The following is a 23,342-nucleotide window of genomic DNA, read 5'->3' as shown; positions in this document are numbered from 1 at the left end:
CGTCATCACCGTCCGAACCTCGAAAGGTCTCTCGCGTTGTCAGTCCGTGGATCTCTCCGGCGCCACCGGTTCATCGGCGCGGCCGTCTCCGTGTCGGCGACTCTCGTCCTCGCCTCCGGCCTGTCGGCGTGCTCCGGCGACAGCGACGACGCGGCCGGGAAGAAGTACACCGTGCCCGCGTCGCTGTGCGGGGTCGCAGTCGACCCCGCGCTGGTGAAGGCCTTGCTGCCCAACGGGGATTCGGTCTCGTCGGCGTCCTCGAAGCCGAACGGCGGGACGGCCCGCTGCGACGTCTCCGTGGACGGCGAGGTGGCCCTGCGCCTCACCCAGGCGTGGTGGGGGGCGGGGGAGAGCGCGACGACGGTCGCGCAGGGATACGCCGACGCGGACGAGGGGACGGCGTCGGACGACGGGAGGTTCGTCCACGCCGGGAAAGCGGCAGTGGGGAAGACCGCTTCCTGCACGTCGTCGGAGCACCCGGATCAGGACCTCTACGCGGTGGTCCAGGTGCTCGCCCCGGGGATCGACGACAAGGCGGCCATGAAGAGCCTGATCACCGACTACACCGAGGCGGTCGGGCGGTCGGACGCCTGCCGGTGACCCTGCCGCGCACCGGTGGCCGGCCCTTCGCCGGTGCCGGCGTGACGTGAGCGACGCGGGGCGCCGAGAACCCGTACGCGTCTGTGGCCGGGAAAAGGAAGACCGCACCCGGTCCGTGAGGGCCGCCGTGACGACGGCCCGAGGACCGGGTGCGGACAGGTGGCGACGTGACCGGCGGAGACCGCCGGCCGGTCGGCCGGGCCCGGGGTCAGGCCTTCTTGGTCTCCTAGTAAAGGGCCGGGTCGGTGACCTGCGGGGATCATCTCTGCGGGGCGCTGACCTGGTCTTTTGCTGTTGGTCAGCGATGGGTCCCGACGGTCCTGATCGGGTGTCCTGCGGACTGTGTGCGGACTGCCTGGGGTGCTCGCTGATACACCGGTCGAGCTGAGGGCGGACCTACGCAGCAGAAGGAGTGGTCGACGCCGAATCGGTCGATCGGCAACAGCGTTCGTGGGCTCGGCCAGGAGCTCGACGGCCTTGGGGTACCGGTAGACGCCGCGGTGAAGCCGCCCCGACCCAGCGCGAGCTGGGCATAAATGTCTCTGCTCCGGAGGTCGGTCAAGGTGGGTAGGGCTTGCTGCCGGCGTTCGGGCGCTGCTACTGGGGACTGACTCGTCGGCGTTCCCGCAGGAAGAGAAGGGTAGAGCTAGACACGTCGACGCCGGACGGGTAGACAACCCTCTGAAGCCTCTGGTGGGACGGTTCTCTTGGTCGAAAACCTGGCTACCAGGGGCTTTCCTCGTTCGCCAGGACATCTGCCAGCTTCACCACGGGCACTGGCTGCAATGGGGGTTGCGGCCTAAAACTAGTGAAATTAACGGGGAGGGTGAATGACGATGGAAGAAAAGCTGAGTAGCTGGACTGGGCCGTCTAGCGCAACAGAGCAGGATAAGCAAGAACGCACCGAACGAATGATTTGTGAGGCCATTAGGGGGCACGCTGCGTTTGCCGACTGTGACCTCAGCGTCTATGCCAAGGGTTCTTATGCGAACAACACCAACGTCAAGGTCGATAGCGATGTCGATATCGCCGTGCAGTGCGGTGAGGCTGTGTACTGGGATGAGGCAACCGAGGGCGCGCATCCGCCGAGCGGATCGTACACGGGGATCTGGACGCCAGCAAGACTGAGGTCAGAGATAGAAACAGCGCTGAAGAGTAAGTTTCCCGGTCAGGTTGACTCCTCGGGATCGACTGCATTCCGAATCCACTCCAGCAGCGCGAGGGTAGATGCCGACGTCGTGCCTTGCTTTGACTATCGGTATTACCTTTCGTCAAGTAATTACCGGGAGGGCGCTAAGGTTTTCAAAAAGAATGGAAAATCTCTAGTGAACTACCCCAAGCGACAGCTAGAGAATGGCCGAGGAAAAAACACTCGCACCAAGCAATACTATAAAAAGGCCGTCCGAATCATGAAACGCGTCGAGAATGCGATGGCGGCAGAGGGCATCCATCGAGAGGTTCCCTCCTTCTTCGTTGAGTGTCTCGTATACAACTGTCCTGACAGTTTTTTCATGGAGTCGACTTGGACCAAGACGGTTGAAAGAGTTATCTTGCACATTTGGCAGGAGCTTGAAGGTGATGAACCTGCTGCTGATTCGGAGCGGTGGCTAGAGGTAAGTGAGTGCAAGTATCTCTTTCATGGCGCTCAGGATTGGAACCGCCAGGACGGGCGGGACTTTGTGAAAGCTGCTTGGAACTATCTGGGATACGCCTCATGACGAAAACGATCGTCATTCGCATCATTGTCGGTATGGTCGTCGCTATCTTCATGATTAGTGCATGGGTGCATGACGGGAAGCCGGACTGGAGTGTGCTCAAAATCTTTTCGACCGCAGTATTTGTGTGCACCATCATTTTCAACATATGGGATTTCTGGCTTTGGAGACTTCCTTGGATTCAGCGAATCCCAGGAGTGGGAATCCCGCGTAGCCTCTGCGGAACCTGGAAGGGCACACTTACATCTTTCTGGGTTGATCCGGAAACTGGGAGTAGCCCACCATCGAAGACCGTCTACCTTGTAGTGCAACAGACTTCCTCTCTGGTCACCGTGAAACTGATGACTGACGAGTCGAAGTCCGCATCTGCTTTGGCTGAGGTGTCGGAGGCTGATGGGTCTCTCGTGTTGGCCTATATGTATCTCAACAAGCCTGATTTGCGTGTCGAACACCGCAGTCGAATTCACCACGGCTCAACCGTGCTTGACGTATCGGGCAACCCGGCGAGGCGCCTGAAGGGTCACTATTGGACCGACCGTGATAGCAAGGGCGAGCTGGTTTTTTTGGAGCGAAACAAGAAAAATCTAGCCGATGACTTCACCGAAGCGGCCGAACTCTTCGTAGGGGCTGGGTGATACCAGACGCGGCGAAGCCGCACAGAATAATGGCAAACGGAATGGTTTTGGACGTTGAGGGGTAAGTGTGGGGGAACGGCTTTATATCAGGCAGTTCATGTGGGCCTATCAGCCTCACTTTAGAATTTCGGTAAAGGTTCGCGCGGTGTCGGCCCTTGAAGCGATCGGATTTGCTGGGAATCCTGATGTGGTGCTCGTTGGTTTCAGAGTTGCCGGTGAGCATGAATTTGACGTATGCATTGAGCCTGAGGATGGTCCCTACTCTCCCGATGGCCTAGGGGGAGTTAGGCAGCGAGCGGTCGAGCTTTACGATGGCCATCCTGATCGAAATATGATGCACAGTGTTGCGCATGTGCACGAACAGCGCCACCGAGAGCTTCGTGACAGGATGCGCGCGAATGCGCTCGAAGAAGCCTTTGAGGCAATGCCGAGAGAGCAGGGGAGGAAGTTCTTTTCGGGAAGATCAGTCCGAGTTGGTGACTATGAAGTCCATGTGGTCATCAGTATTGATAAAGCGGCACTTCGGGAGGTTCCTCAAATCAAGACCGAGGAGCGTGATCGATTCTTTGTGCATCAGTCGCTGGTGCATTCGGTGATTCGTGAGGTCCTTGGTCGTTCAGCCCGACTCCTCTTTATTCCTGATGCTGGTTCAGGTTTGTTTCCGGATGGCACGGATGAGATTGTTAGGAGTGCCACCGAAGCGATGGTCCGCTCCATGTTGTATTGCGCTGGATTCTGGTTTGGCAGCGAGAACCACTTGCTGCTGAGCGGTCTTTCCGCCCTGCCGTATGAGGGGCGGCCAGGAGCGGGGCGACTTGTCATTGCCAAGCAGAATGATCCGGCTATTCAGGTGTTCCTGAGGCTTAAGCACCCGGTGAAAATGCGCAATGTGCCGGCCGTGCGAAAGCTTCTGGAAGCCAGCGGATCCCAGTCGGACCTACTGTCGGATGGGGAAAGTGTCTACGGCCTTGGGGTTGTGAAGCCTGATTATGACGCCGATAGCGAAACAGTGTTTGCCGTCAGCTTCACTGCGCGAGGCGTTTGGGAGTTTTCACACGCAGATGAAGCGCTACTGATAATGCGTGACGGTATCCCGCATTTGCCAGCCCGTGAACTGGATGAAGAGTATTTCGACGATCTCCTGAATCGTTTTTTCCCTGAAGCCGATCATGATGCCCTACGTGAATCCGCGCTAGCTGCCGGCAAGCATAGGCACGGGGCGATGCTTATTATTTCGGGCGATGCTACGGGTGAAGCTGAACGCCTATCGCCACAGTCATGGTCTATAGAGCCGACTCGGCTAACATCTGAGCTATTGACACAGCTGACCGATATGGATGGTGCGATGCTCGTTGACCCACAAGGTCGGTGCCATGCTATCGGTGTAATTCTCGATGGCACTGCCCATGGTCGGGGTGATCCGGCTCGCGGCAGTCGATACAACAATGCCATTCGGTACCTCGACAGCGATCGGCCTCCAGCGATTGTCGTCGTCTATAGCTCGGACGGCGTAATCAACATCCTGCCGCAACTGCATCCACGTATTGAGAGGCAGATCGTGATTGATGCCGTTGAGTGCTATCTTGCTGCAGCTTCGGCGGAGACGCTAAATCTTAAAGAGCGTAACGAGACTTGGGACGTAGTGAAATCGCTGCGTTTCTACTTGTCGAGTGCTCAGTGCGGAGCAGTAAATCGCGCCCGAGCGCGAGTGGATGAGTGGGAAGAGCAGAATCGTACCGTGCGAATTATCAAGTCGGATATGGAGCCAGATCCAGATATGAATGATTCATACTGGCTGTGACCTTTTCAAGGTGTGCCGGCGTCCTGTGTTAGGGCTGCTGTCGTCCATTGGTAATCCATGCTCTGTCGAGAATGAGATCGTCGCCTTGTCGGGATTTGGCTTCCATTGGGGTATTTTAACTCGCCCACGGTTGGGGGACGCGGATTCTGTAGTCGCGCGGGTCGCCGACGCGCGCGCTCGACCTGAAGGCCAAGCTGAAGAGGCTCATTGAAGCGAAGGGAGGATCTGGCGGCTGGTTACGCCGCAGTTGAAATTTCAGTGCCAGCCGTTGAGGGAGACCTCCGGCCCTCCAGCGAGGTATCGGTGAAGGGCGCTCGAAGTAGTGTCGACGAAATTTTCGGGCACCGCGTTTGCGTCGACCCAGCGGACCTGGGCGTGTTTGCGGGGTTCGCGGTTCTCGGGTTCGCCGGTCCATTCGTGGGTGGCGAAGACGACCGTGAGGAAGCCATTGGGGGACTCGACGCCCCAAGCGCCGTGGATGATGTGGGCGACCTTGAGGGACTCGGGCTTCACCGTGAGGCCCGTCTCCTCGTAGAGCTCGCGGACCGCAGTCTCCGTGATGGGCTCGCCCGGTTCACTCTTTCCGACGGGCAGGTCCCACATCCCCTGGGCGAACTTCGCGTTCTCGCTGCGCTGGAGGAGCACGACGCGGTTAGTGGTTCTGTCGTGGACGATGACGGCCGCGACCAGCAGCGTCATCGAGTCGAGCGCCGGCTTGAGGGCTGGAGGGCGGTTATCGGTCTGCTGAGCCACGGGGTTCCCTTCGTCGGGCAGGTTGTTGGGCATGTTAGGCGAGGGCCTCGCGGGCGCGGCGGGCGAGATCGGCGGCGCCGGGGACGCGGCGGCGCTGGTAGACCGCGAGCGTGGAACGGATCGAGGTGATCGCCTTGCGGGTGCGGTCGGAGGTCATGCCCTCCATGAGGACCAGGGCCTGAGTCCAGGACGCAACCGCTTCGTCGGCGCGGACCTGGGCGGCCAGGCTGTCGCCGAGGTCGGCATGGGTGAGGGCGTGGACGCGCTTGTACTTCTCTGGGTCCCATCGGGTGAGTGCGTCGCGGTGCTGTTGTTCCGTTCCGATGTGGTCGGAGAGGTCGGTCAGCGTGCGTGCGGTGTGGCTGGCGACTGTGCCGGCGGCGGGACCGCTGACGCGGGAGAAGCTGGGCTGGGGACCGTCCTCGCGCAGGAGTGCGTCTTCGGCGGCGAGGAGAGCGCGGGCGGCCAATGGGTTCTCGCCGACGGCTGCGTAGGCACGGGCGTGCGTGATGTGGAGGAGCGCTTCCGTCTGGCCGTCTACGTGGCCGAGGCCGCGGGTGAGGGCGCCTTTGACGAGGTCCACGCAGTGGTGGGGTTGTTTGAGGCTGAGGGACTGGTGGGCGAGGGCGCGCATCATCCAGGCGGCATGGCCGTGGGGGTCGGCTTCGCAGGCGAGCTGGTAGCCGACCTGGTAGTAGCGCTGGGCAGCGCCTTCGTGTCCCAGGTCGTGGTGCTTCCACCCTGCGAGGTAGGCGAGTTCGGCGACGGCGCCGAAGGCGGCCCGGCGTAAGGCTTCTGTGGGGAACCGGCCGCGCAGCATGGGGGCTGCCGTGTCGGCGAGGTACGCGGTGACCGTGGTCAGGCCGTGCCCGCCGCCGAGCCTTTCGTCGGCGGCACTGAAGGCTGCCGTGATCTGTCGTACGACGTCGATGTCGTCGCTGCCGACGAGGGAGCGGGCGGTGCGGGCACGGAGCATCCGCGAGGTAGCTTCGTGGTCGTGCATGAGCGGCATGGCCACGCCGGCCGTGGTGAACGCGGCGATGGCGAGGAAGCGGCGGCGCTCGACGTCCGCGCGGCCGAGGTCGGTGACCGCGGTGACGGGGTCGGTGTCTGGTGGCGACTCCGTGTCGGGTGAGTGGAGGCCCAGCTCGGTTCGGGTCACGACGCGGCCCAGCCGCCGTGAGAGGGCTTCGGCGAGGTACTGGCCTGCCTGGCCGGTCGGCCTGCGGGCACCGCCCACCCAGTGGGAGATGGCCGACTTGTTGGTCTGGAGCAGTTCGCCGTTCTCGGCGGCGATGCGGCGTACGTCCTTGGCGAGCGCGTCATACGTGCACCCGGCCGCGTTGATCGTGTCGCGCAGGCGGGAGCTGGCGCTGGTCGGTGTCGGCACGATCGCCCCCGCTCCGGATCCGTAAACCGTGTATACCGCTTGACCTCGGTCACACCGTACCCACTCTGCGTAGCGGACGGTTCACTTATCGACAGCCGCCCCACTCTCGGGCCGGGCGGCCCCCAAGTTCCGTACGCCCCAACGGGCTCGGGCATTCCTGTGCCCCGGCCCGGACGATCAGAGACGGAGACACGGTGACCACCATCGACACCGCGACCATCACGGTCGAGCTGCCCGACGCCTTCGACCCGCGCTGGAACCGCCTGCCCGGCATCCAGGTGGACGGCCGGCGCATCACCATCGACCCGGCCGAGTACTTCTTCCGCTTCGAGTCCAGCACCTGGCTCGTCGCCGACTGAAAGTTGGTGAAGGCCCAGCTCCTGGACGTGGATGAGACGACCGAGAGCGCGGTCGAGCAGCTCGCGCTCGACTTCATCAAGAACCACGGCGAGTCCACCTCGGACGCGGCCCGCGTGCTGGCGACGGCGTACGGGGTGTACTCGTACCTCTTCCGCGAGGAGCACCTGGCCGGCCTCGGCCTGCCGCAGATCACTGCCGATCATCTGCGCATGCTGCGCGAGGCGGCCACGTTGATGGCGCTCAACAAGGTGGAGCTGGACGGGCACATCTCCAACGTCGGCCCGTGCTGGTTCTTCCCCGCCGCCACCTCCGTCGTCTTCGACCTGGACGACGAGACGGGCGGGATGCTCGACGAGGTCTACCACGGCGGCTGGTTCAACGAACACCGCCGGATCGAGTCGATCAAGGCCCACACCGCGCTCGGCGGCAGGCTCGTACACGGATGCCAGTCCGTGCCGGACCAGTCCGGCGGCGTCGTCGCACCCTACGGTGCCTCGATGGCCAACTTCCGTGACGACCTCGCCGCGTTCAAGGCGGGCTGGATCGAGCAGGTCTACGCCCACCGCGTGACCGCAGCCGAGTAACCCCGCCCCCAGTACGGCTCCGGGGCGGGCCAGCTCGCGCGCGCCCGCCCCGGAGCCCACCAGTCCCCTGGAGACCCCCATGGCCCAGAGCCTGTCCGCCACCCTGCTGTACGACCTATGCACCCTCGTCGGCAAGCCCCTCCCCGAACGTACCGAGATTCGCGTCTGGGGCATGTCCGGCGTCGAACGCGTCACCTTCCCCGACAGCACCACAGCTGTTTTCAAGTACGCCAAGGAGCCATTCGACCGCGAGGCCCAGGCCCTGCGGGCGGCCCACCAGCGCGGGCTCCCGGTCCCCGCCCTCCACGCCACCGCCATGCAGGACAAGTGGCTCGGGATGCTCATGGACGACCTCGGCACCCCCGTACGGGACGCAGACGACCTCGACGGCGTCGCCGCCGCCGTCATGCTCCATGCCGCCCGCCCGGCGGGCGGTCTGCCCCTCCTCGACGGTGCCGGCCTCGCAGCCCTGCCCGGCCGAGCCCTCGATCACCTCCAGCGGCTGCGAAAAGCCGACCGATGGACGGACTGCGACGACATCGAGACCGCGCTGGGGAAGATCTCCGCCGCTGCCGAGACCCGTGTCCAGGGGGCGACACTCGACCCGTTCGGCTGGGTCCACTCCGAGTTCCACCCCACGAGCGTCCACATCGGGGAGAACGGCTGGCACCTCCTCGACTTCGCACGCGCCTTCACCGGACCCGGCCTGATCGACCTCGCCTCCTACCACGGCACCACCGACGTACCGAGCCCTTTCCGCATGCGGGTGTTCCTGGAGCAGTACGTCACCGCAGGCGGTCATGAAGACGCCCTCGCCGCGCGGGGCGGCCTCGCCGCAGAGGCATGGGCCCTGGGCTGGCACCGCATGTGGGCCGTGGAGTGGTTCATGGAGCAGGCCATCCGCTGGATCAACGACCCGGCCAAGGACCCCGCCTACATCCCCGTCGTCCGCCGCCACCTGAACGACGTGGTCCAACTCCTGGAGGTCTAGGTGCTCGCCCAGGTCTCCCCCTGGTACGCCCACGCAGCCCAGCGCACAGCCGCCGCCCCCGCGCACGCCCTCACCGCGCCGGCCCGGATGGAATGGAGCACCCACGCGGGCATCGGTCCCGGCGCCGAGATCCTGGGCCGGGACCTGTGCGGCAAACGCGTCCTGGAGCTGGGCTGCGGCCCCGGCCACAACGTGGCCCACATCGCGAAGCATCACCAGGCCCGCGTCACCGGCGTAGACCTGGTCGGCCTCCAGGTACGCCGGGCCCGCTCCCACTACGGCCACATCGACGGCGCCACGTTCGCCGCCGGCCACGCACTGCACCACCTTCAGGCCACCGGCCAGACCTTCGACACGATCTACTCCGTCTTCGGCGCCGTCGGCCTCGTCGCCCCCGAGCTCCTCCTCGCCGCCATTTCCCGACGCCTGAAACCGGGCGGTGTCCTGGCCTTCTCCGTCCCTCACCCGGCACGGGCCGGAAGACATCCATCCACGGACGACCGTCCGCGCGAGGACTACGTCACCATGCCCGACCGCACCCGACTTCCCCTCACTCGATGGGAGTTCGACGCCCGCCGCTGGGGAGCCCACCTCTCCCGGACCGGCCTGGGCATCACCTCGGCGGTGGAGCTGCGGCACCCGCGCCGTGACCCGTGGCCCACCACCCTCCTGATCACCGCCCGTAAACGCTGACCGACGGAGGCACCGATGACCCTGCCCTACCTGCTTCTCGACATCGACGGCGTCCTCATACCGTTCCCGGCCGCCGACGGGAGCACCCCGCCCACCCACGTCCGTCACACCGTCCTGCCTACCGGCCGGCGCCCCGACGACCCCGTGCCCATCTGGCTCGACCCGAGTCAGGGCGGCATTATCGCCGACCTCCTGACCAGCGGGATCGTCACCCCCCGTGTGGTGCACGAGCTGGCGCAAGGACGCCACCACGATCATCGGCCCTCTCCTGGGGCTGCCCGACTTCCCTCACCTCGACCTGCCTCGCCCCCAGATCACCACCAGCCACCCCGACGGCTACCTCTGGAAACGTGACCACGTCAACGACTGGCTGGCAGACGCCCCCGCCGTCTGGATCGACGACGACTTCACCAGCCTCGACCACGCATGGGCGGCAGAGCGCACAGCCAGGGGAACGCCGACCCTCCTCGTTCAGCCAGACCCACACCTCGCGCTGCAGCCCGAGCACCTGACCGAACTCAGGACGTGGGTTTCGCGGTTACCCACAGCCCACGCCGCATGAGGGCTGGCGCCCTTGTTGCCATGAGCAGCGAGGGCATCAGAGTGTTGCTCAAGCTTGAGCCGTCTGTGGTCTGTGGCAGGTATCGGCACCGCTGATGTCGGAGGCGGCTGGAACACTGCGACCGTGATCAACGAATCAACCCCGGACCTTCCTGATGGTCCCGCAGACTCCCTCCCACCCGCAGCGCAGGCCGAACTCACAGGCACCGCCTGGGAGGAGCTGCCGCACTTCTGCACGGGCCGGCACGATGTGCCCGACACCCCGGACATCCTCGGCGCGGTGCTCGCCGCCGACCCGGCCCACCGGGTGCGGGCGGTCGGGGATCTGTACCGGCTACTCCTCCATCAGGCGCGGGTGTTTCCGGCGACCGCCCCGGCGGCCTTGGTCCTCGCTCGTCTTCTCGACGATCCGCGCACCCTCGCCGAAGACCGGTGGGAGCGCAGGGCCGGCCGGCGGCCGCTCCGCGCCGAACTGCTGAACTGGCTGGCTTCGTTCGCCGACATTGCCCGACTGGACATCGAGCACGGTGTCGGGGCGGCGCGGGATCTGGCCGCTGCCCGTGCGGCACGGCCGGTGCTCCACGACTGCATCGCGGATTTCTGCGACGCCGATGATCCACTGGTGAGGGAGGCCGCGCTCGCGGCCACCGCCCTGCTCCTGGCCGACCCCTGCCTCGTCTCGTCCGTCCCCCGGTACGCACCTGCCGTTCGTGCGGTCCTTGCCGTGAGCGCAGACTCGTACTACCGGTGGATCGCCCGGGAGCGCTTGGCGGCCTGGGGCGAGAGCGTCACTGGTCTTGTCGCCGCAGAGGAGGAACACCGCGCAGCCCTGGACCGGGCACACGCTCTGGCGGACGACCCGTTCGGGGAGGGCCAGGAGCAGGCGATCCGCTGGCTGGAAGCGCAGCCGGAGGACACCGCGGCTCCGGAACAACGCGGCCGCCGACGTGAGGACCCGCCCGCGCCCACACATGCGGCCCCGCCGGAACCAGCACCCGAACCGCCGGTACCCGCCCCAGGGAGCGGGGCGGGGTACCAAGGCCCGTGGCGAATCGCCAGGCAGGAGGAGCGCGCCGAGTGGACGTTCACGCCGTACGTAGGAGTCGGCCCTCTGCACTTCGGGATGACACTGGAGGAGATCACCCATGCTCTCAGTGAAGGACCGGCCGTCTCGTCCTACTTCGCTCACGGCGATGGCCAACAGCTCAACTACGTCGATTTCGCCGAGATTGGGATCAGGGCCCTCTTCGAGGAAGGCCGCCTGGGGTGTGTCGCCGTGAACGCCCTCACCGGCCCCCAAGTGAGACTGGAGGCAGCCCCGCTGACCGGCTGCGCGCCTTCCCAGGTGGAGGACTGGCTCGTCCACCGCACGACACTGCAGTCCGGCAGCCTGACGTACAGTCCAGCCGCCGATCCGGTCTTCGTCGACCTCGGCCTCGCAATCCGATCCCAACGTGCTGGCGACATCGTCCTGACCCGACCGCTCTTCCTGCTCCATGACTGGCTCGATCTGTGGCACTCGCTGCCCAGTGAAGAGTGGAACTACGCCTAGAACGGGATGGCGAGAGCATTTGACCAGGCCGTCAGCGGCGCCGGCCGCGCTCTTGGGGCCTCATGGACACTGGTGTGGCCGGAAGGTTTGGGGCGGTGGACATGGACGATGGGCCGTTGAAGGTGTTTCGCCTGCGCGCCGCCTGAACCAGCTTGTTCGGCTGAGCGTAGACGTGCCAGTTGAGCACCTCGGCGGGGTGCTCGGCACTGTCGAGTTCCTGCTGGGTACCCAGCTCAGCCAGGAGACGCCGGGGGTTGTGGCCGGTGGTCTCGGCGTGGGCGAGAGTTGTGGTCAGAGCGGTCCAAGTGGGGTCGGCGAGGATCCGGTCGGCGTGGTCGGGAAAGGCCGCGCGGAGGTCTTGCTCGAAGCGGCGGGCGGTCTCAGCTCGTGGGGCGCGGCGGGTCAGGCTTGTCAGGACGGGTGCGGCGGCCTGCTGGTAGCCGGCCTGCAGGTGGTGGAAGGCTTCGTCGGCTGCTGCGGCCTGCTGTTCGTGGCCTCGCTGCTCGTGCCACCTGGCGGCGGCGCGGGTCAGGTGCACGGTGGCGAAGAGCAGTGCGATGGCGAGTCCTCCGGGCTCGTTGGAGGCGTAGGCGAGTTCCTTGGCGGCTTGGCGCAGGGCACTGGCGGCTTGGTGGTCCGCGCGGGTGGTCGATCGGCGGGCGCGGTTGAACGACATGGCTGCTGCGCGCAGCTCTGCCCGGTGCGGGCCTGGCGTAGCGCTGGCGATGTTGTAGAGGGCGTCGCCGAAGGCGGCGAGGTGGGCCTGGGCGGCGGCATGGTCGTCGGAGTCGAGGGCGAAGTGCGCCGTCTGAATCGCGGTGATGGTGTGCTGCCACGGCTCTGCGGGATCTGCCGCGAACCTGGGGCGGTCGGTTACCTCCTGGTCGGGGAGGCGTTCGCGGAGGCGGTTGATGGAGAGGTCGGGGGCGAGTTTCGAGCCGCCGTACCAGATGGGTTCGCCGGCGCTGTTGGTGTCGCCGGGTGCGGCGAGGCTGTAGCCGATCACGTCGCCGCTCTCGGGGCCGAGGCGTGTCTTGACCTTGATGCCGAGGGACTGCAGCACGGTGAAGTAGTCGGCCTCGGTGTGTACGGCGGCGGCGACCGCGTACGCCCGCTCGCGCAGCCAGTGCCGTGCTGTCACGGTCTGGCCCTGGCGCTCGGCCTTGGCGCGTTCGGCGCCGGTGGGGGTTCGGGGGGCTGTGAGGTCGCCGGACTTCAGGCGGCGCAGGCCGAACTCGGCTTCGATCCTGCGGCACTCCGCTTGTGCCAGTCGGCCGTCCTGGTGGGTGCGTGGGCGGCGTCCGTCGGCGCGGACGGTGGTGGCCATGATGTGGATGTGGTCGTCGGCGTGACGGACCGCGATCCATCGGCAGGCCCTCTCGTCGCCGTCGGGGGCGATGCCCGTGGCGTGCACGACGCGGCGGGCGACCTCGGCCCACTCGGTGTCGGTGAGGTAGCGGTCGCCGGGCGCGGTGCGGACCGGGCAGTGCCAGACGTGCTGCGGTGGCTTCTTGCCGCCCAGCTCGCGGGTGCGCAGGTCGACGTGGTGGTCGAGTCGCCTGGCGAGCTGGGAGTAGGTGGCTGCCGGGTCGCGGCCGGGGTCCGGGGCGCCGTTCATGTCCCATGCGGCGACGATGTGGGGGTTGGTGTGCTCGTCGCGGCGGCCGGGGCCGAAGAGATAGGCGATCAGTCCGCGGCTGTCGGAGCCGGTGGAGACGTCAGGAACCATGGGTCGTGCCGTTCGCGAGGAGCTGGTCGATGAGGTGGAAGCTGTTCTGTGCTGCTTGCTCGACGTGGTCGAGAACCGTCTCGGCGCGCTCGGGCACGGTTCCTCGGTTGATGGCTGCGGTGATCTGGTTGAGGTTGCCGCCGATGCGGTTCAGGGCGACCGTGTGCGCCTCGACGGCCTCGATCAGCGGGCGCAGTGGATCGTCTTCCGGACTGCCGACCAGCCCCGCCTTGCCCACCGCAACGGCCAGGGCTGCGTCCCCGACGAATCCGGCGAACCTCTGACCGCGCTGGTGAGCGGCGGCGCTGATCACCTGGACCGCGGTGCGCGTGAAGCGGATGGTTTTCTCCTGGTCGCGCTTCTCTACGGTGCGCTTGCGGTTCATCTGCGCGGGCAGGGCGGGGGCGTCGAGGTCCCGCCAGGAGGGCTGCTCGACGAGCGGTGGGGCATCGGCCGGCGTACTGCTGGGAGCGGAGTCGGCTGCGGGCCGGCCGGAGTCCTCGGCCACCCCCTCCTTCGGCTCGGGCGCCCCCTGGCGCTCGGCCTTGTCCTCCGCCATCCCTGAGGCGGGGGCAAGCGCGGACGAAGCCTCGTTAGAGGCTCGTTCGCTCCAGCTTGCTGCTGGTCGTCGGGTGAGCCTGAACAACTTCCTGCGGCGGCGGGGGGTGGGGTCGTCGGCGTTCGGTTCGGGCATGGTGGTGCTCCGTCAGTCGTGTGGGGTGGCCCGTCGTCGCATCCGTCGCATCCGTCGCGTGGCTGGTCAGCACAGGTACGGAGACGGAGGCAGGTACGGAGTGATCCGTAACGCCGAGGAGATCCGTCCCCGCGCTGACCTGCGCGGGGACGGATGCGACGGATTGATGCGGACCTGGTGTCAGCGAGTGGGCCTGGGGCCTGCGGGCCCTCCCGGCGGGCCGGTGGGCAGCGTCCCGGACGGAGGGGCGGGCGGCCTGCCCCGGGTCGGATGTGCCGGGACCTCGGCGGTGGGTGCCGACAGGGCGGGGTCGGGGCAGTAGCGGGCCCATGCGTCCACAAACTGGTTGCGGGCGTACGCCTTGGCCTGCCTGCCGTTCTCGAATCGGTAGTTGGCCGGGCTGATACCGAAGTCGCGCAGCAGATTCGCCAGGTGGTAGGCGTTCAGCCCCTTCGTGCCGTACTCCGCCCACGGGGCCTCGGCGTCCTGGATGAGGACCGCGAGCAGGTCCTGGCTGCGCATGGCCTCCTTGCCGGCCTCCTGGTCGAAGACGCGGCGGATGTCACGCAGCAGCCGTGTCTTCAGCGTCGTCTGCCCGTCCTGGACCACCTCGTTGCGCGTCATCGCCAGACAGGCGGCACGTGCCCGCGCGGGCCAGTGCCCGCCGGCGAGGTCGGCGACGATGACGAGCGGCTCCCATGTGTCGGCGGCGCGGTCCTCGACGGGCATCTTCGGCACCGCGCCCGCGACGGTGCCGCGCTGCGGGACCAGCCAGTCGGCCAGCCGGTCGCGAAGCGCGTGCAGTTCCGGTACGGAGTACCGCGATCGGAACGGGGTGATCCGCTCGCCCGGCTTGCGCTTCTGCATGCGGATGACGATTGCCCGGTCCATGATCGTGTCCGGCAGGTCACCGATACCGGCCAGCGCCGCCATCGCGAAGGTGGGGAATGCGGTCGGCTTGTGCTCCGGCCCGGAGATCCGCCAGGCGGGCCGGTTGCGCTGGTGCCCGGCATTCAGCAGGCCGCGCAGGTCCTCTTTGTCGCCCGCTTTGGGGCCGAAGATGGTGTCGGCCTCGTCCACCAGCAGCGTCGGCGGGTTCTTGCCGATGACGCGGAAGACGACGGCGGGGGAGGTGCTGACCGTCATCATCGGCTGGTGGACGGTCTCGTAGAGGACGTCCAGGAGGCGGGACTTGCCGCACCCCTTGGTCGGTCCGACCACCGCCAGCCGTGGCGCGTGCTGGAGGGCGGGTTGGATGTGGGAGGCCGCGACCCAGAGGGTGACGGCGGTCAGGGCCTCGTCGCTCGGCAGCACCACGTACCGCCCGATCGCCGTGCGGAGGTCGTCCAGCAGCGCGCTGCCTTCGCCTGCCGGCCCGCCGCTATCTTGGGACTCTGGTCCGCCTGGAGCAGGAACGCCTGCGCTGTCCGACGCTGTTGTCGGGGCACTAGTTTCGGCAGGTCGCGAATCGCGTGAGCTCCGGCTCGGAGCATCGGCGGGCGGGCCTCCGATGGCGGGGCGTGCTTCTCGGTCGCGAGGCAGACCCTGGCCCGGGACCGCGATCGGTGGCCAGGCAACACCGGATGCCTTCGAGGTGGCGGGGGACGTAGGGTCCTTCATAGATGTTCCTCTCAGGTGGGGGCGAGACGGGCAAGGTCTCGCCCCCGACCAGTTCGTTCAGGGATGGGCGAGGTGCAAGGGGATCTCCGGCCCTCGGCGTAGGCGCGCCGAGGGCCGTTCCTGTGTCCGGGCGGTCCGGCGGCTCATGAGGCCAAGCCCCACTCGTCTCCGCCGTCGATCAGCGCGCGCTCGTAGCGCAGCAGTTCGGCCTCGGGGTAGAGCACCCGCTTGCCGACCTTGATGCCGCGCGGCCCCTTCTTGAGCTGGCGCCAGTAGCGGACGGTGCTCTCGGCGGTGCGGTAGCGCTCGGCTACCTCGGCGGTGGTCAGGTATCGCATGCGTTCCCATTTGGCTAGGTGGTGATTCGATCTGCATAATCAGTTCGTCATGATCGGTGGTTAGCCAAACCGGGAAGCTCGTGTTTCAATTTGGATAGCGACGGTCGCGATGGAGGTTCGATGGCAAGCGAGAAGCCCGAGGGTGGCGAGGTGCCGCTGCTCTACAGCGAAGGCAACGTGGCGGGCCGCGTGGCCCTGGAGCGCGAGGTCAGAGGGTGGAGCACGACCGAGCTGGCCGAACGAGTGACCAGAGCTGGCGTGAAGATGAATCAGACGGCCGTCTGGCGCATCGAGAACGGCTCACCCCGTCGCCGGATCAACCTCGACGAGGCGCTCGCCTTCTCCCGCGTCTTCGAGCTCCCCCTCGAAGAGCTGATGTCGCCGCCCCTCGAAGGGCTCGACGTCGACAGCCGACGGCTCGTCCAGGAAGCCGTCGAAGCGTTCTACGAAACCCGTGATGCCCGCGACCGTCTGCACCGTGCCGTGGTCGCCGTCGCCGGCCACATCAAGGCCCACCCGGACAGCTCGCGGGCGATCCACGAGCAATGCCTCCGCCTCATGGGGGACGAGCGAGACGCGCGCGTCCTCAGCGGCGACATCGAGGACGGGGGCCACTACTGACAACCAGCACAGAGGAGAAGTCGCCTGGCGAACGTACAGAAGCGCCCCAACGGCAAATGGCGCGCCCGCTACCGTGATCTCGACGGCAAGGAGCACGCTCGCCACTTCGACCGGAAGCTCGACGCCCAGCGCTGGCTCGACGAGGTCACGACCAGCGTGGTCACCGGTCAGTACGTCGACCCGCGCGCCGGTCGCATCACGTTCCAGAAGTACGCCGAGAGGTGGCAGGGCTCGCTCATCGCGAGCGAGGCGGGTGAGCGCATCACCGATAACGCGCTCCGGCTCCACCTGGTACCGGCGTTGGGCGCCCGCTCACTGGCGGCGATACGCCGTAATGACATACAGGTGCTCTTCAAGCACCTGTCCGACCAACTCGGCCCCGGCAGCGTCCGGAACGTCCACGACGTTCTCGTGCGCGTCATGACCGCGGCCGTGGACGACAAGGTCATCGCATCCACTCCGTGCCGCCGGATCACCCTTCCGGTCATGCCGGACGAGGAGGTCACTCCGCCCACCGTCGCCCAGGTGGAGGCCATGGCACGCGTGATGCCGCCGTACATCCGGGCAGCCGTCGTCGTGCTCGCAGGGTCAGGCTTGCGCATAGGTGAGTTGCTGGGCCTGAAGGTGTCGGACGTCGACTTCAAGGCCGGCAGCATTCGCGTGGAGCGGCAGCGGCTCCAGTCGGGGAAGATCGGCCCGCCGAAGACCGCGAAGTCCCGGCGTACGGTTCCGGTCGGGGAGGTCGTCACCGACGCGCTCCTCGGGCACCTCGCCGCGCGCCCCTCCACGGAGTGGCTGTTCACGATGGAGGAGGGGGAACCGCTCAACTACCGCCGCTGGAAAACCGAGTGGAATTGCGCACGTAGGGCGCTCCAGGCGGCGGAGAGCGAAGCAGCCAAGCGTGAGGGCCGCAAGCCCGTCGAGCTGCCGCACACGGTGACCCACGACCTGCGGCACTTCTACGCCTCCGCGCTCATCGCGGGCGGGGCGAGCGTCAAGCAGGTGCAGCTCGTCCTCGGCCACGCGTCCGCCGTCATCACGCTGCGGATCTACGCGCACCTGTGGCCGGGCGAAGAAGACCGCACCCGGTCCGTGATGGACGCCGTTCTCGGCGGCCTGCGGACCGGGTGCGGACCGGTAGGCGACATGACCAGCGAAATCGCAGGTCAGACGGCCTAACCAGAGATCAAGCCTTCTTGGTCTCCCAGAAGATCGTGTCGATCTGGGCGATCAGGTCCAGAGCCTTCTGGCCCGTGGCCGGGTCGTTCGAGCCCTTGGCCGCGGAGAGCGCCTTCAGGGTGTCGTTGACCAGCTGGTGCAGCTCCGGGTACTTCTCGAAGTGCGGGGGCTTGAAGTAGTCGCTCCAGAGCACCGAGACGTGGTGCTTCGCGAGCTCGGCACGCTGTTCCTTGATCAGAACGGCGCGCGTGCGGAAGTCCGCGTCCTCATTGGCCTGGTACTTCTCCTGGACGGCCTTGACGGACTCCGCCTCGATGCGGGCCTGGGCCGGGTCGTACACGCCGCAGGGCAGGTCGCAGTGGGCGCTGACCTTCACCTTGGGGGCAAACAGGCGGGAAAGCATGGAGCTGTCCTTCCTCGTGATCGTCTTCTCAGGTGGGACATTACTCCGTGGGAGAGCCCTTTTTACGGCTGCCCCCTGGGGCTTAGGCCAAAAGTCCGGGGTGAGGACGGGGTCGTCGGCCGAAAATACGGAGTGGTGCGCGCAGCCGTGTACCGGAGGATGGACCGGGAGGTGCCACAGATGCCGGAACCGGCAGAGGAACCGTGGAGCGGGCGGGCGGCCCGCAGGCCGTTCCAGGTGGTGGAGGTGACGGGGCCGTCGATGGTGCCCACGCTCTACCACGGGGACCTGCTGCTCGTGCAGCGCGGGGCGCCGGTGCGCCCGGGGGACGTGGTGATCCTGCGTCATCCGCTCCAGCAGGACCTGCTGGTCGTGAAGCGGGCCTCCGAGCGACGCGACGGGGGCTGGTGGGTGCTCGGCGACAACTCGTTCGCGGGCGGGGACAGCACGGACTACGGGACGGTGCCCGAGGAGCTCGTGCTGGCCCGGGTACGGGCCCGCTACCGGCCGCTGAGGAAGGATCAGCGATCCGTGTGGGGGCTGCTGGGCTGGGCGGTCTCGGCGGTGCGCCGGGTCTCGCCGGAGCTCTCCGACTCCAGGCGCTTGCGGGCCCGGTAGGCGGCCACGTTGGCCCGGGTCGCGCAGCGGTCCGAGCAGTAGCGCCGGGAGCGGTTCGTCGAGGTGTCGAGGTAGGCGTTGCGGCACGGCGCGGCCTCGCACAGGCCGAGCCGGTCCACGCCGTGCGAGGTGAGGTGGAAGGCGAGGCCCATCGCCGCGATCGCGGCGTAGCCCGCCGTCGCGTTCGACGGGTGGTCGGCGAGGTGCATGTGCCAGTCCGGCGTGCCGTCCTCGTCCCGGGTGTCGTGCCCGGAGATCTGCGGGCTCACCGGGAACTCCAGCAGCAGTGAGTTGAGCAGATCGACCGCGAGGGTCTCGTCGCCGTCGTCCGCGGCCTCGAAGACCGCGCGCAGCCGGGCCCGCACGGACCGGAAGCGGGTCACGTCCCCGTCGGTCGCACGACGGGCCGCCTGCGCGTTGGCACCGAACAGCTCCCGGACGGACTCGACCGTGGTGAGGGAGTCCTTGCCGCGGGCCGGCTCCTCGGTGTTGACCAGACGCACGGCGTAATCCGAGTAATAGGCCAGTTCCACTTGTAGTCCTTACGGCGTCGGTCTATGGTCGGTGCGTCGACCAGTGTAATGGGTGGTCGCCTTTTATGGGTATTACGCGCGCAGGTGACGAGGTGGAGGTCCGGATGACGGCGGCAGGCACCGACTGGCAGTCCTGGCAGGAGAGCTGGGACCGGCAGCAGGAGTGGTACATGCCGGACCGCGAGGAGCGGTTCCGGGTGATGCTCGACATGGTCGAGGCCGTCGTGGGGCCCGAACCGAGAGTGCTCGACCTGGCGTGCGGTACGGGAAGTATCACGGACCGGCTCCTCAGGCGGTTCCCCCGGGCCACCAGCACCGGCGTCGACCTCGACCCCGCGCTGCTCGCCATCGCGCGCGGCACCTTCGAGGGCGACGACCGGGTCACCTTCGTCACCGCGGACCTGAAGGACGCCGCCTGGACCGCAGAGCTCCCGCATCCCACGTACGACGCCGTGCTGACCGCCACCGCACTGCACTGGCTGCACAGCGAGCCGCTCGCCACCCTCTACGGGCAGATCGGCGGACTGGTCAGGGACGGCGGGGTATTCATGAACGCGGACCACATGATCGACACCGACACCCCCCGCATCAACGCCGCCGAACGTGCCCGGCGGCACGCGGCGATGGACCGTGCCAGGGCCGAGGGGGCCGTGGACTGGGCGGACTGGTGGGCCCTGGCGGCGAAGGACCCGGTCCTCGCGGCGCCCACCGCCGAGCGGTTCGCGATCTACGGCGAGCACGCGGACGGCGACATGCCGTCCGTCCACTGGCACGCCCGCACCCTGCGCGAGGCCGGCTTCGCGGAGGCACGGGCGGTCTGGGCCTCGCCGTCGGACAGCCTGGTGCTCGCCGTGAAGTAGGGCGGCGGTACGAGGACCGAGCAGCGGGGAAGCGACGAGGAGGGCGGTACGGACCAGGTCCGTACCGCCCTCCTCGTCGTCGCGGGGGTGCTACAGCACCTTCGACAGGAAGGACTTCGTCCGGTCGTGCTGCGGGTTCGTCAGGACGTCGCGCGGATGGCCCGACTCGACCACCACGCCGTCGTCCATGAAGACCAGCGCGTCCCCGACCTCACGGGCGAAGCCCATCTCGTGGGTGACCACGATCATCGTCATGCCCTCCTCCGCGAGGCCGCGCATGACGTCCAGGACGTCGCCGACCAGCTCCGGGTCGAGAGCCGACGTCGGCTCGTCGAAGAGCATCAGCTTCGGTTCCATGGCGAGGGCGCGGGCGATCGCCACGCGCTGCTGCTGACCGCCGGAGAGCTGGGAGGGGTAGTTCCTCGCCTTGTCGGACAGCCCGACCCGGTCCAGCAGCCGTTCCGCGCGAGCCCTGGCCACGGCCCTGGCCTCGCCCTTGACCTGGATCGGGGCCTCCATGACGTTCTCGAGGGCCGTCATGTGCGGGAACAGGTTGAAGCGCTGGAAGACCATGCCGATGTCCCGGCGCTGGAGAGCGACCTCGCTGTCCTTGAGCTCGTAGAGCTTGTCGCCCTTCTGGCGGTAGCCGACCAGGTCGCCGTCGACGTACAGCCGCCCGGCGTTGATCTGCTCCAGGTGGTTGATGCACCGCAGGAACGTCGACTTGCCGGAACCGGACGGGCCGATCAGGCAGAACACCTCACGCGGGGCGACCTCCAGGTCGATGCCTTTGAGGATGTGCGCGGGGCCGAAGGACTTGTGGACGCCCTCGGCCTTCACCATGGCGGTCATGCGGAGACACCCCCCGAAGGACGGTTGCTGAAGGAGGCGAGGTTGACCCTGACACGCTGCCACGGGGTGAGCGGCAGGCTGCGCAGGGTGCCCCGGGCGTATCGCCGCTCCAGGTAGAACTGACCGACGCTGAACACGCTGGTCATCACGATGTACCAGATCGAGGCGACGAAGAGCATCTCCATCACCGCGTAACTGGTCGAGCCGATCTGCGACGTGGAACGCAGCAGCTCGTTGTAGGTGACCGCGTAGACCAGGGACGAGGTCTTCAACATGTTGATGAACTCGTTGCCGGTCGGCGGGATGATCACCCGCAGGGCCTGCGGGAGCACCACACGGCGCATCGTTCTGGCCTGCGTCATGCCGAGCGCGTGCGAGGCCTCGGTCTGGCCCTCGTCCACCGACTGGATGCCCGCCCGGACGATCTCCGCCATGTACGCGGCCTCGTTGAGGGCCAGCCCCAGCAGGGCGCACATGAACGGCGTCATCACGTCGGTCATCTCGTCCTTGTAGATGAACGGGATGTTGAGGACCGGGAAGATCAGGGCCAGGTTGAACCAGAGCAGCAGCTGCACGTAGACCGGAGTGCCGCGGAAGAACCAGATGTACAGCCACGCCACCCAGCTGGTCACGGGGTTCCTGGAGAGCCGCATGACGGCGAGCACCACACCCAGGACCACACCGAGGGCCATGGCGAGCACACTGATCAACAGCGTGCGGCCGGCCCCCGCCATGACGGTGTCGTCGAACAGCTTGTCCTGGACCGCCTGCCACTGGATGTTGCCCTGGGAGAAGGCGTAGACCAGGGCCGCCAGCAGCGCGAGCACGACCACGCCGCTGATCCAGCGGCCGACGTGCCGGACGGGGATGGCCTTGATGGTCTCCGGTGCGACGGTGGTGGCCTTGGAGACGGGTGCGTCGGCGACCGATGGGCCGCCGGGCACCTTGTCGAACTTGTCAGTCACGGTGACTGCCCTTCGGTGGTGCGCCGGTCACTTGCCGCCGTTGATGGCGGCCTTGTCGATCGCGCCGGTGCCGGCACCCCACTTGTCGAGGACCTTCTGGTAGGAACCGTCGGCGATGATGGCGTCCACGGCTTCCTTGAGGACGTCACGCAGTTCGGTGTTGTCCTTGTTCACGGCGATACCGAAGGGGCCGGCGTCGACCTGCTCGCCGACGACCTCGAAGTCCTTGCCGCCGTTGGCCTTGCGGGCCAGGTCGAGGGCGACCGGGTAGTCGTTGACGCCGGCGACGGCACCGCCCGACTTCACACGGGTCTGGGCCTCGGTGTCGTTCTCGAAGGACTGGATGTCCACGGCCTTCTTGCCGCCGTCCGTGCAGGCCTTCGACTGCTTCTCCAGGGCCTTCTCGTACGTGGTGCCGCGCTGGACCGCCGCGCCCTTGCCGCACAGGTCCTCGATGGACTTGATGCCCTCGGGGTTGCCCTTCTTGGTGTAGACGGCGGTACCGGCCAGGAAGTAGTCGACGAAGTCGACGCCCTTGCCGAGCTTCTTGCCGCTGTCGTCCAGGCCCTCCTGGCGCTGCTTGTTGTCCGTGATGGACGACATGGCGATGTCGTGGCGGCCGGTGTTGAGGGCGGTGATCAGGCCGTCGAAGGAGCCGGAGGTGAACTCGAACTTCACGCCCAGCTGCTTGCCGATCGCCTCGGCCAGATCGGGGTCGACACCGACGATCTTGCCGTTCTCCACGGACTCCATCGGCGCGTACTCGGCGTTCGTGCCGACCTTGATGACACCGGACTTCTGGTACTTCTCCGGCAGCTTGTCGAAGAGCGGGGCGCTGTTCCCGGCCGCGGTGTCGCTACCGGTCTCCTTCGAACCGCTGTCGGTCTGGTCGCCACAGGCGGTCAGCAGCAGTGTGCCGGCGACCGCGACTGCGCAGACCGCGGCAATCCGGGACTTCGCGGTCGTACGACAGAGGGTGCTTGCGGTCATGATCGGAATCCTCCGGCGGTGAGGGAATGCTGCCTTGTCAGGTGGGTGCGCACGCACCTTCGAGTGACGACACCTTGTGTGATTAGGGCATCTTGCCATTCGGACTCACCCGATCAGGGGGCCAGGCATGTCAAAATCGGGTAACGGGCGACCCCCGAACCTCAACGGGCCGATACGGCAAGGCCGGACCATCTGCTGGAAAGAGCACGCCCTTCCGGAGAATCTCCGGTGCGTCTCGACCTACGGACGGCCTTTGTAGCCCTTAGTGGACTTGTCCAGATATTCGGCTATGAGTCATCTCACCG

22 protein-coding genes and 2 pseudogenes are annotated in these 23,342 nt (G+C 66.8%); 13 read left to right on the top strand and 11 right to left on the bottom strand.

Features of this window, described 5'->3' with window-relative positions; all coding sequences use genetic code 11:
• Positions 1-36 precede the first annotated feature (36 nt).
• From LWJ43_RS10455 to LWJ43_RS10440, 4 genes are all read left to right on the top strand, one after another.
• The gene (locus tag LWJ43_RS10455; protein WP_277332009.1) at positions 37-600 is read left to right on the top strand and encodes a hypothetical protein; all 564 of its coding nucleotides are present in this window, start codon (positions 37-39) and stop codon (positions 598-600) included.
• Positions 601-1,430: 830 nt separating this feature from the next.
• Positions 1,431-2,318, top strand: a complete 888-nt coding sequence (locus tag LWJ43_RS10450; RefSeq protein WP_277332008.1) for a nucleotidyltransferase domain-containing protein — start codon at positions 1,431-1,433, stop codon at positions 2,316-2,318.
• On the top strand, positions 2,315-2,950 hold the full coding sequence (locus LWJ43_RS10445; protein WP_277332007.1) for a Cap15 family cyclic dinucleotide receptor domain-containing protein: 636 nt from the start codon (positions 2,315-2,317) through the stop codon (positions 2,948-2,950). The genes LWJ43_RS10450 and LWJ43_RS10445 overlap by 4 nt, the downstream gene beginning before the upstream one ends.
• Before the next feature lie 97 nt (positions 2,951-3,047).
• A complete protein-coding gene (locus tag LWJ43_RS10440; protein ID WP_346771982.1) occupies positions 3,048-4,751 on the top strand; it encodes a DNA integrity scanning protein DisA nucleotide-binding domain protein in 1,704 nt (567 codons plus the stop codon).
• A 255-nt stretch (positions 4,752-5,006) separates the two neighbouring features.
• Here the strand turns inward: LWJ43_RS10440 and LWJ43_RS10435 are convergent, their stop codons facing one another.
• Positions 5,007-5,537, bottom strand: coding sequence for an NUDIX domain-containing protein (locus tag LWJ43_RS10435; protein ID WP_277332004.1), 531 nt, complete (start codon positions 5,535-5,537; stop codon positions 5,007-5,009).
• Between the two features lies 1 nt (position 5,538).
• Positions 5,539-6,894, bottom strand: a complete 1,356-nt coding sequence (locus LWJ43_RS10430; protein WP_277332003.1) for a tetratricopeptide repeat protein — start codon at positions 6,892-6,894, stop codon at positions 5,539-5,541.
• Positions 6,895-7,088: 194 nt separating this feature from the next.
• Between LWJ43_RS10430 and LWJ43_RS10425 the strand changes: the two are divergent.
• From LWJ43_RS10425 to LWJ43_RS10405, 5 genes and pseudogenes are all read left to right on the top strand, one after another.
• A pseudogene (locus tag LWJ43_RS10425) lies at positions 7,089-7,838 on the top strand (hypothetical protein).
• Between the two features lie 79 nt (positions 7,839-7,917).
• Positions 7,918-8,829, top strand: coding sequence for a phosphotransferase family protein (locus LWJ43_RS10420; protein ID WP_277332002.1), 912 nt, complete (start codon positions 7,918-7,920; stop codon positions 8,827-8,829).
• Positions 8,830-9,522 (top strand): class I SAM-dependent methyltransferase, encoded by a 693-nt coding sequence (locus LWJ43_RS10415; protein ID WP_147959460.1) that lies wholly within the window; start codon positions 8,830-8,832, stop codon positions 9,520-9,522.
• Positions 9,523-9,537: 15 nt separating this feature from the next.
• Positions 9,538-10,084 (top strand): annotated as a pseudogene (locus LWJ43_RS10410) (HAD domain-containing protein).
• Positions 10,085-10,207: 123 nt separating this feature from the next.
• On the top strand, positions 10,208-11,635 hold the full coding sequence (locus tag LWJ43_RS10405) for a hypothetical protein (protein ID WP_277332001.1): 1,428 nt from the start codon (positions 10,208-10,210) through the stop codon (positions 11,633-11,635).
• A 31-nt stretch (positions 11,636-11,666) separates the two neighbouring features.
• Here the strand turns inward: LWJ43_RS10405 and LWJ43_RS10400 are convergent, their stop codons facing one another.
• From LWJ43_RS10400 to LWJ43_RS10385, 4 genes are all read right to left on the bottom strand, one after another.
• Positions 11,667-13,364: a relaxase/mobilization nuclease domain-containing protein gene (locus LWJ43_RS10400; protein WP_277332000.1), complete on the bottom strand. Its 1,698-nt coding sequence runs from the start codon at positions 13,362-13,364 to the stop codon at positions 11,667-11,669.
• Complete coding sequence (locus LWJ43_RS10395) at positions 13,354-13,923, bottom strand: hypothetical protein (protein ID WP_277335854.1); 570 nt, start codon at positions 13,921-13,923, stop codon at positions 13,354-13,356. The genes LWJ43_RS10400 and LWJ43_RS10395 overlap by 11 nt, the downstream gene beginning before the upstream one ends.
• A gap of 315 nt (positions 13,924-14,238) precedes the next feature.
• Positions 14,239-15,678, bottom strand: coding sequence for a DUF3631 domain-containing protein (locus LWJ43_RS10390; RefSeq protein ID WP_277331999.1), 1,440 nt, complete (start codon positions 15,676-15,678; stop codon positions 14,239-14,241).
• Between the two features lie 143 nt (positions 15,679-15,821).
• A complete protein-coding gene (locus LWJ43_RS10385; protein ID WP_030628141.1) occupies positions 15,822-16,016 on the bottom strand; it encodes a helix-turn-helix transcriptional regulator in 195 nt (64 codons plus the stop codon).
• Positions 16,017-16,136: 120 nt separating this feature from the next.
• On the opposite strand from LWJ43_RS10385, the gene LWJ43_RS10380 reads away from it, so the two are divergent.
• Positions 16,137-16,637 carry a helix-turn-helix transcriptional regulator gene (locus tag LWJ43_RS10380; protein ID WP_028438806.1) on the top strand — a complete coding sequence of 167 codons (501 nt, stop codon included), beginning with the start codon at positions 16,137-16,139 and terminating at the stop codon, positions 16,635-16,637.
• Positions 16,638-16,661: 24 nt separating this feature from the next.
• Positions 16,662-17,816, top strand: coding sequence for a tyrosine-type recombinase/integrase (locus tag LWJ43_RS10375; RefSeq protein WP_277335853.1), 1,155 nt, complete (start codon positions 16,662-16,664; stop codon positions 17,814-17,816).
• A 7-nt stretch (positions 17,817-17,823) separates the two neighbouring features.
• Here LWJ43_RS10375 and sodN read toward each other — a convergent pair whose 3' ends face one another.
• Positions 17,824-18,219 carry a superoxide dismutase, Ni gene (gene sodN / locus LWJ43_RS10370; protein WP_014154121.1) on the bottom strand — a complete coding sequence of 132 codons (396 nt, stop codon included), beginning with the start codon at positions 18,217-18,219 and terminating at the stop codon, positions 17,824-17,826.
• A gap of 180 nt (positions 18,220-18,399) precedes the next feature.
• Here sodN and sodX point away from each other — a divergent pair, with 180 nt between their 5' ends.
• Positions 18,400-18,837 carry a nickel-type superoxide dismutase maturation protease gene (gene sodX, locus LWJ43_RS10365; protein ID WP_277331998.1) on the top strand — a complete coding sequence of 146 codons (438 nt, stop codon included), beginning with the start codon at positions 18,400-18,402 and terminating at the stop codon, positions 18,835-18,837.
• Here sodX and LWJ43_RS10360 read toward each other — a convergent pair.
• The gene (locus LWJ43_RS10360; RefSeq protein WP_277331997.1) at positions 18,741-19,370 is read right to left on the bottom strand and encodes a CGNR zinc finger domain-containing protein; all 630 of its coding nucleotides are present in this window, start codon (positions 19,368-19,370) and stop codon (positions 18,741-18,743) included. The two genes, sodX and LWJ43_RS10360, sit on opposite strands and share 97 nt — an antisense overlap.
• Positions 19,371-19,435: 65 nt before the next feature.
• Between LWJ43_RS10360 and LWJ43_RS10355 the strand changes: the two genes are divergently transcribed.
• Positions 19,436-20,230, top strand: coding sequence for a class I SAM-dependent methyltransferase (locus LWJ43_RS10355; RefSeq protein ID WP_277331996.1), 795 nt, complete (start codon positions 19,436-19,438; stop codon positions 20,228-20,230).
• A 90-nt stretch (positions 20,231-20,320) separates the two neighbouring features.
• Here the strand turns inward: LWJ43_RS10355 and LWJ43_RS10350 are convergent, their stop codons facing one another.
• Genes LWJ43_RS10350 through LWJ43_RS10340 form a run of 3 tightly spaced genes read right to left on the bottom strand, consistent with a single transcriptional unit; the run spans position 20,321 to position 23,037 of the window.
• A complete protein-coding gene (locus LWJ43_RS10350; RefSeq protein WP_277331995.1) occupies positions 20,321-21,082 on the bottom strand; it encodes an amino acid ABC transporter ATP-binding protein in 762 nt (253 codons plus the stop codon).
• On the bottom strand, positions 21,079-22,047 hold the full coding sequence (locus LWJ43_RS10345) for an amino acid ABC transporter permease (protein ID WP_277331994.1): 969 nt from the start codon (positions 22,045-22,047) through the stop codon (positions 21,079-21,081). Before LWJ43_RS10345 ends, LWJ43_RS10350 begins: the two co-directional genes overlap by 4 nt.
• 27 nt (positions 22,048-22,074) lie before the next feature.
• Positions 22,075-23,037 carry an ABC transporter substrate-binding protein gene (locus tag LWJ43_RS10340; RefSeq protein ID WP_277331993.1) on the bottom strand — a complete coding sequence of 321 codons (963 nt, stop codon included), beginning with the start codon at positions 23,035-23,037 and terminating at the stop codon, positions 22,075-22,077.
• Positions 23,038-23,342 lie beyond the last annotated feature (305 nt).

Source organism: Streptomyces sp. JH34 (assembly GCF_029428875.1).
Lineage (GTDB): Bacteria > Actinomycetota > Actinomycetes > Streptomycetales > Streptomycetaceae > Streptomyces.
This window is presented reverse-complemented; position numbering and strand designations above follow the sequence as displayed.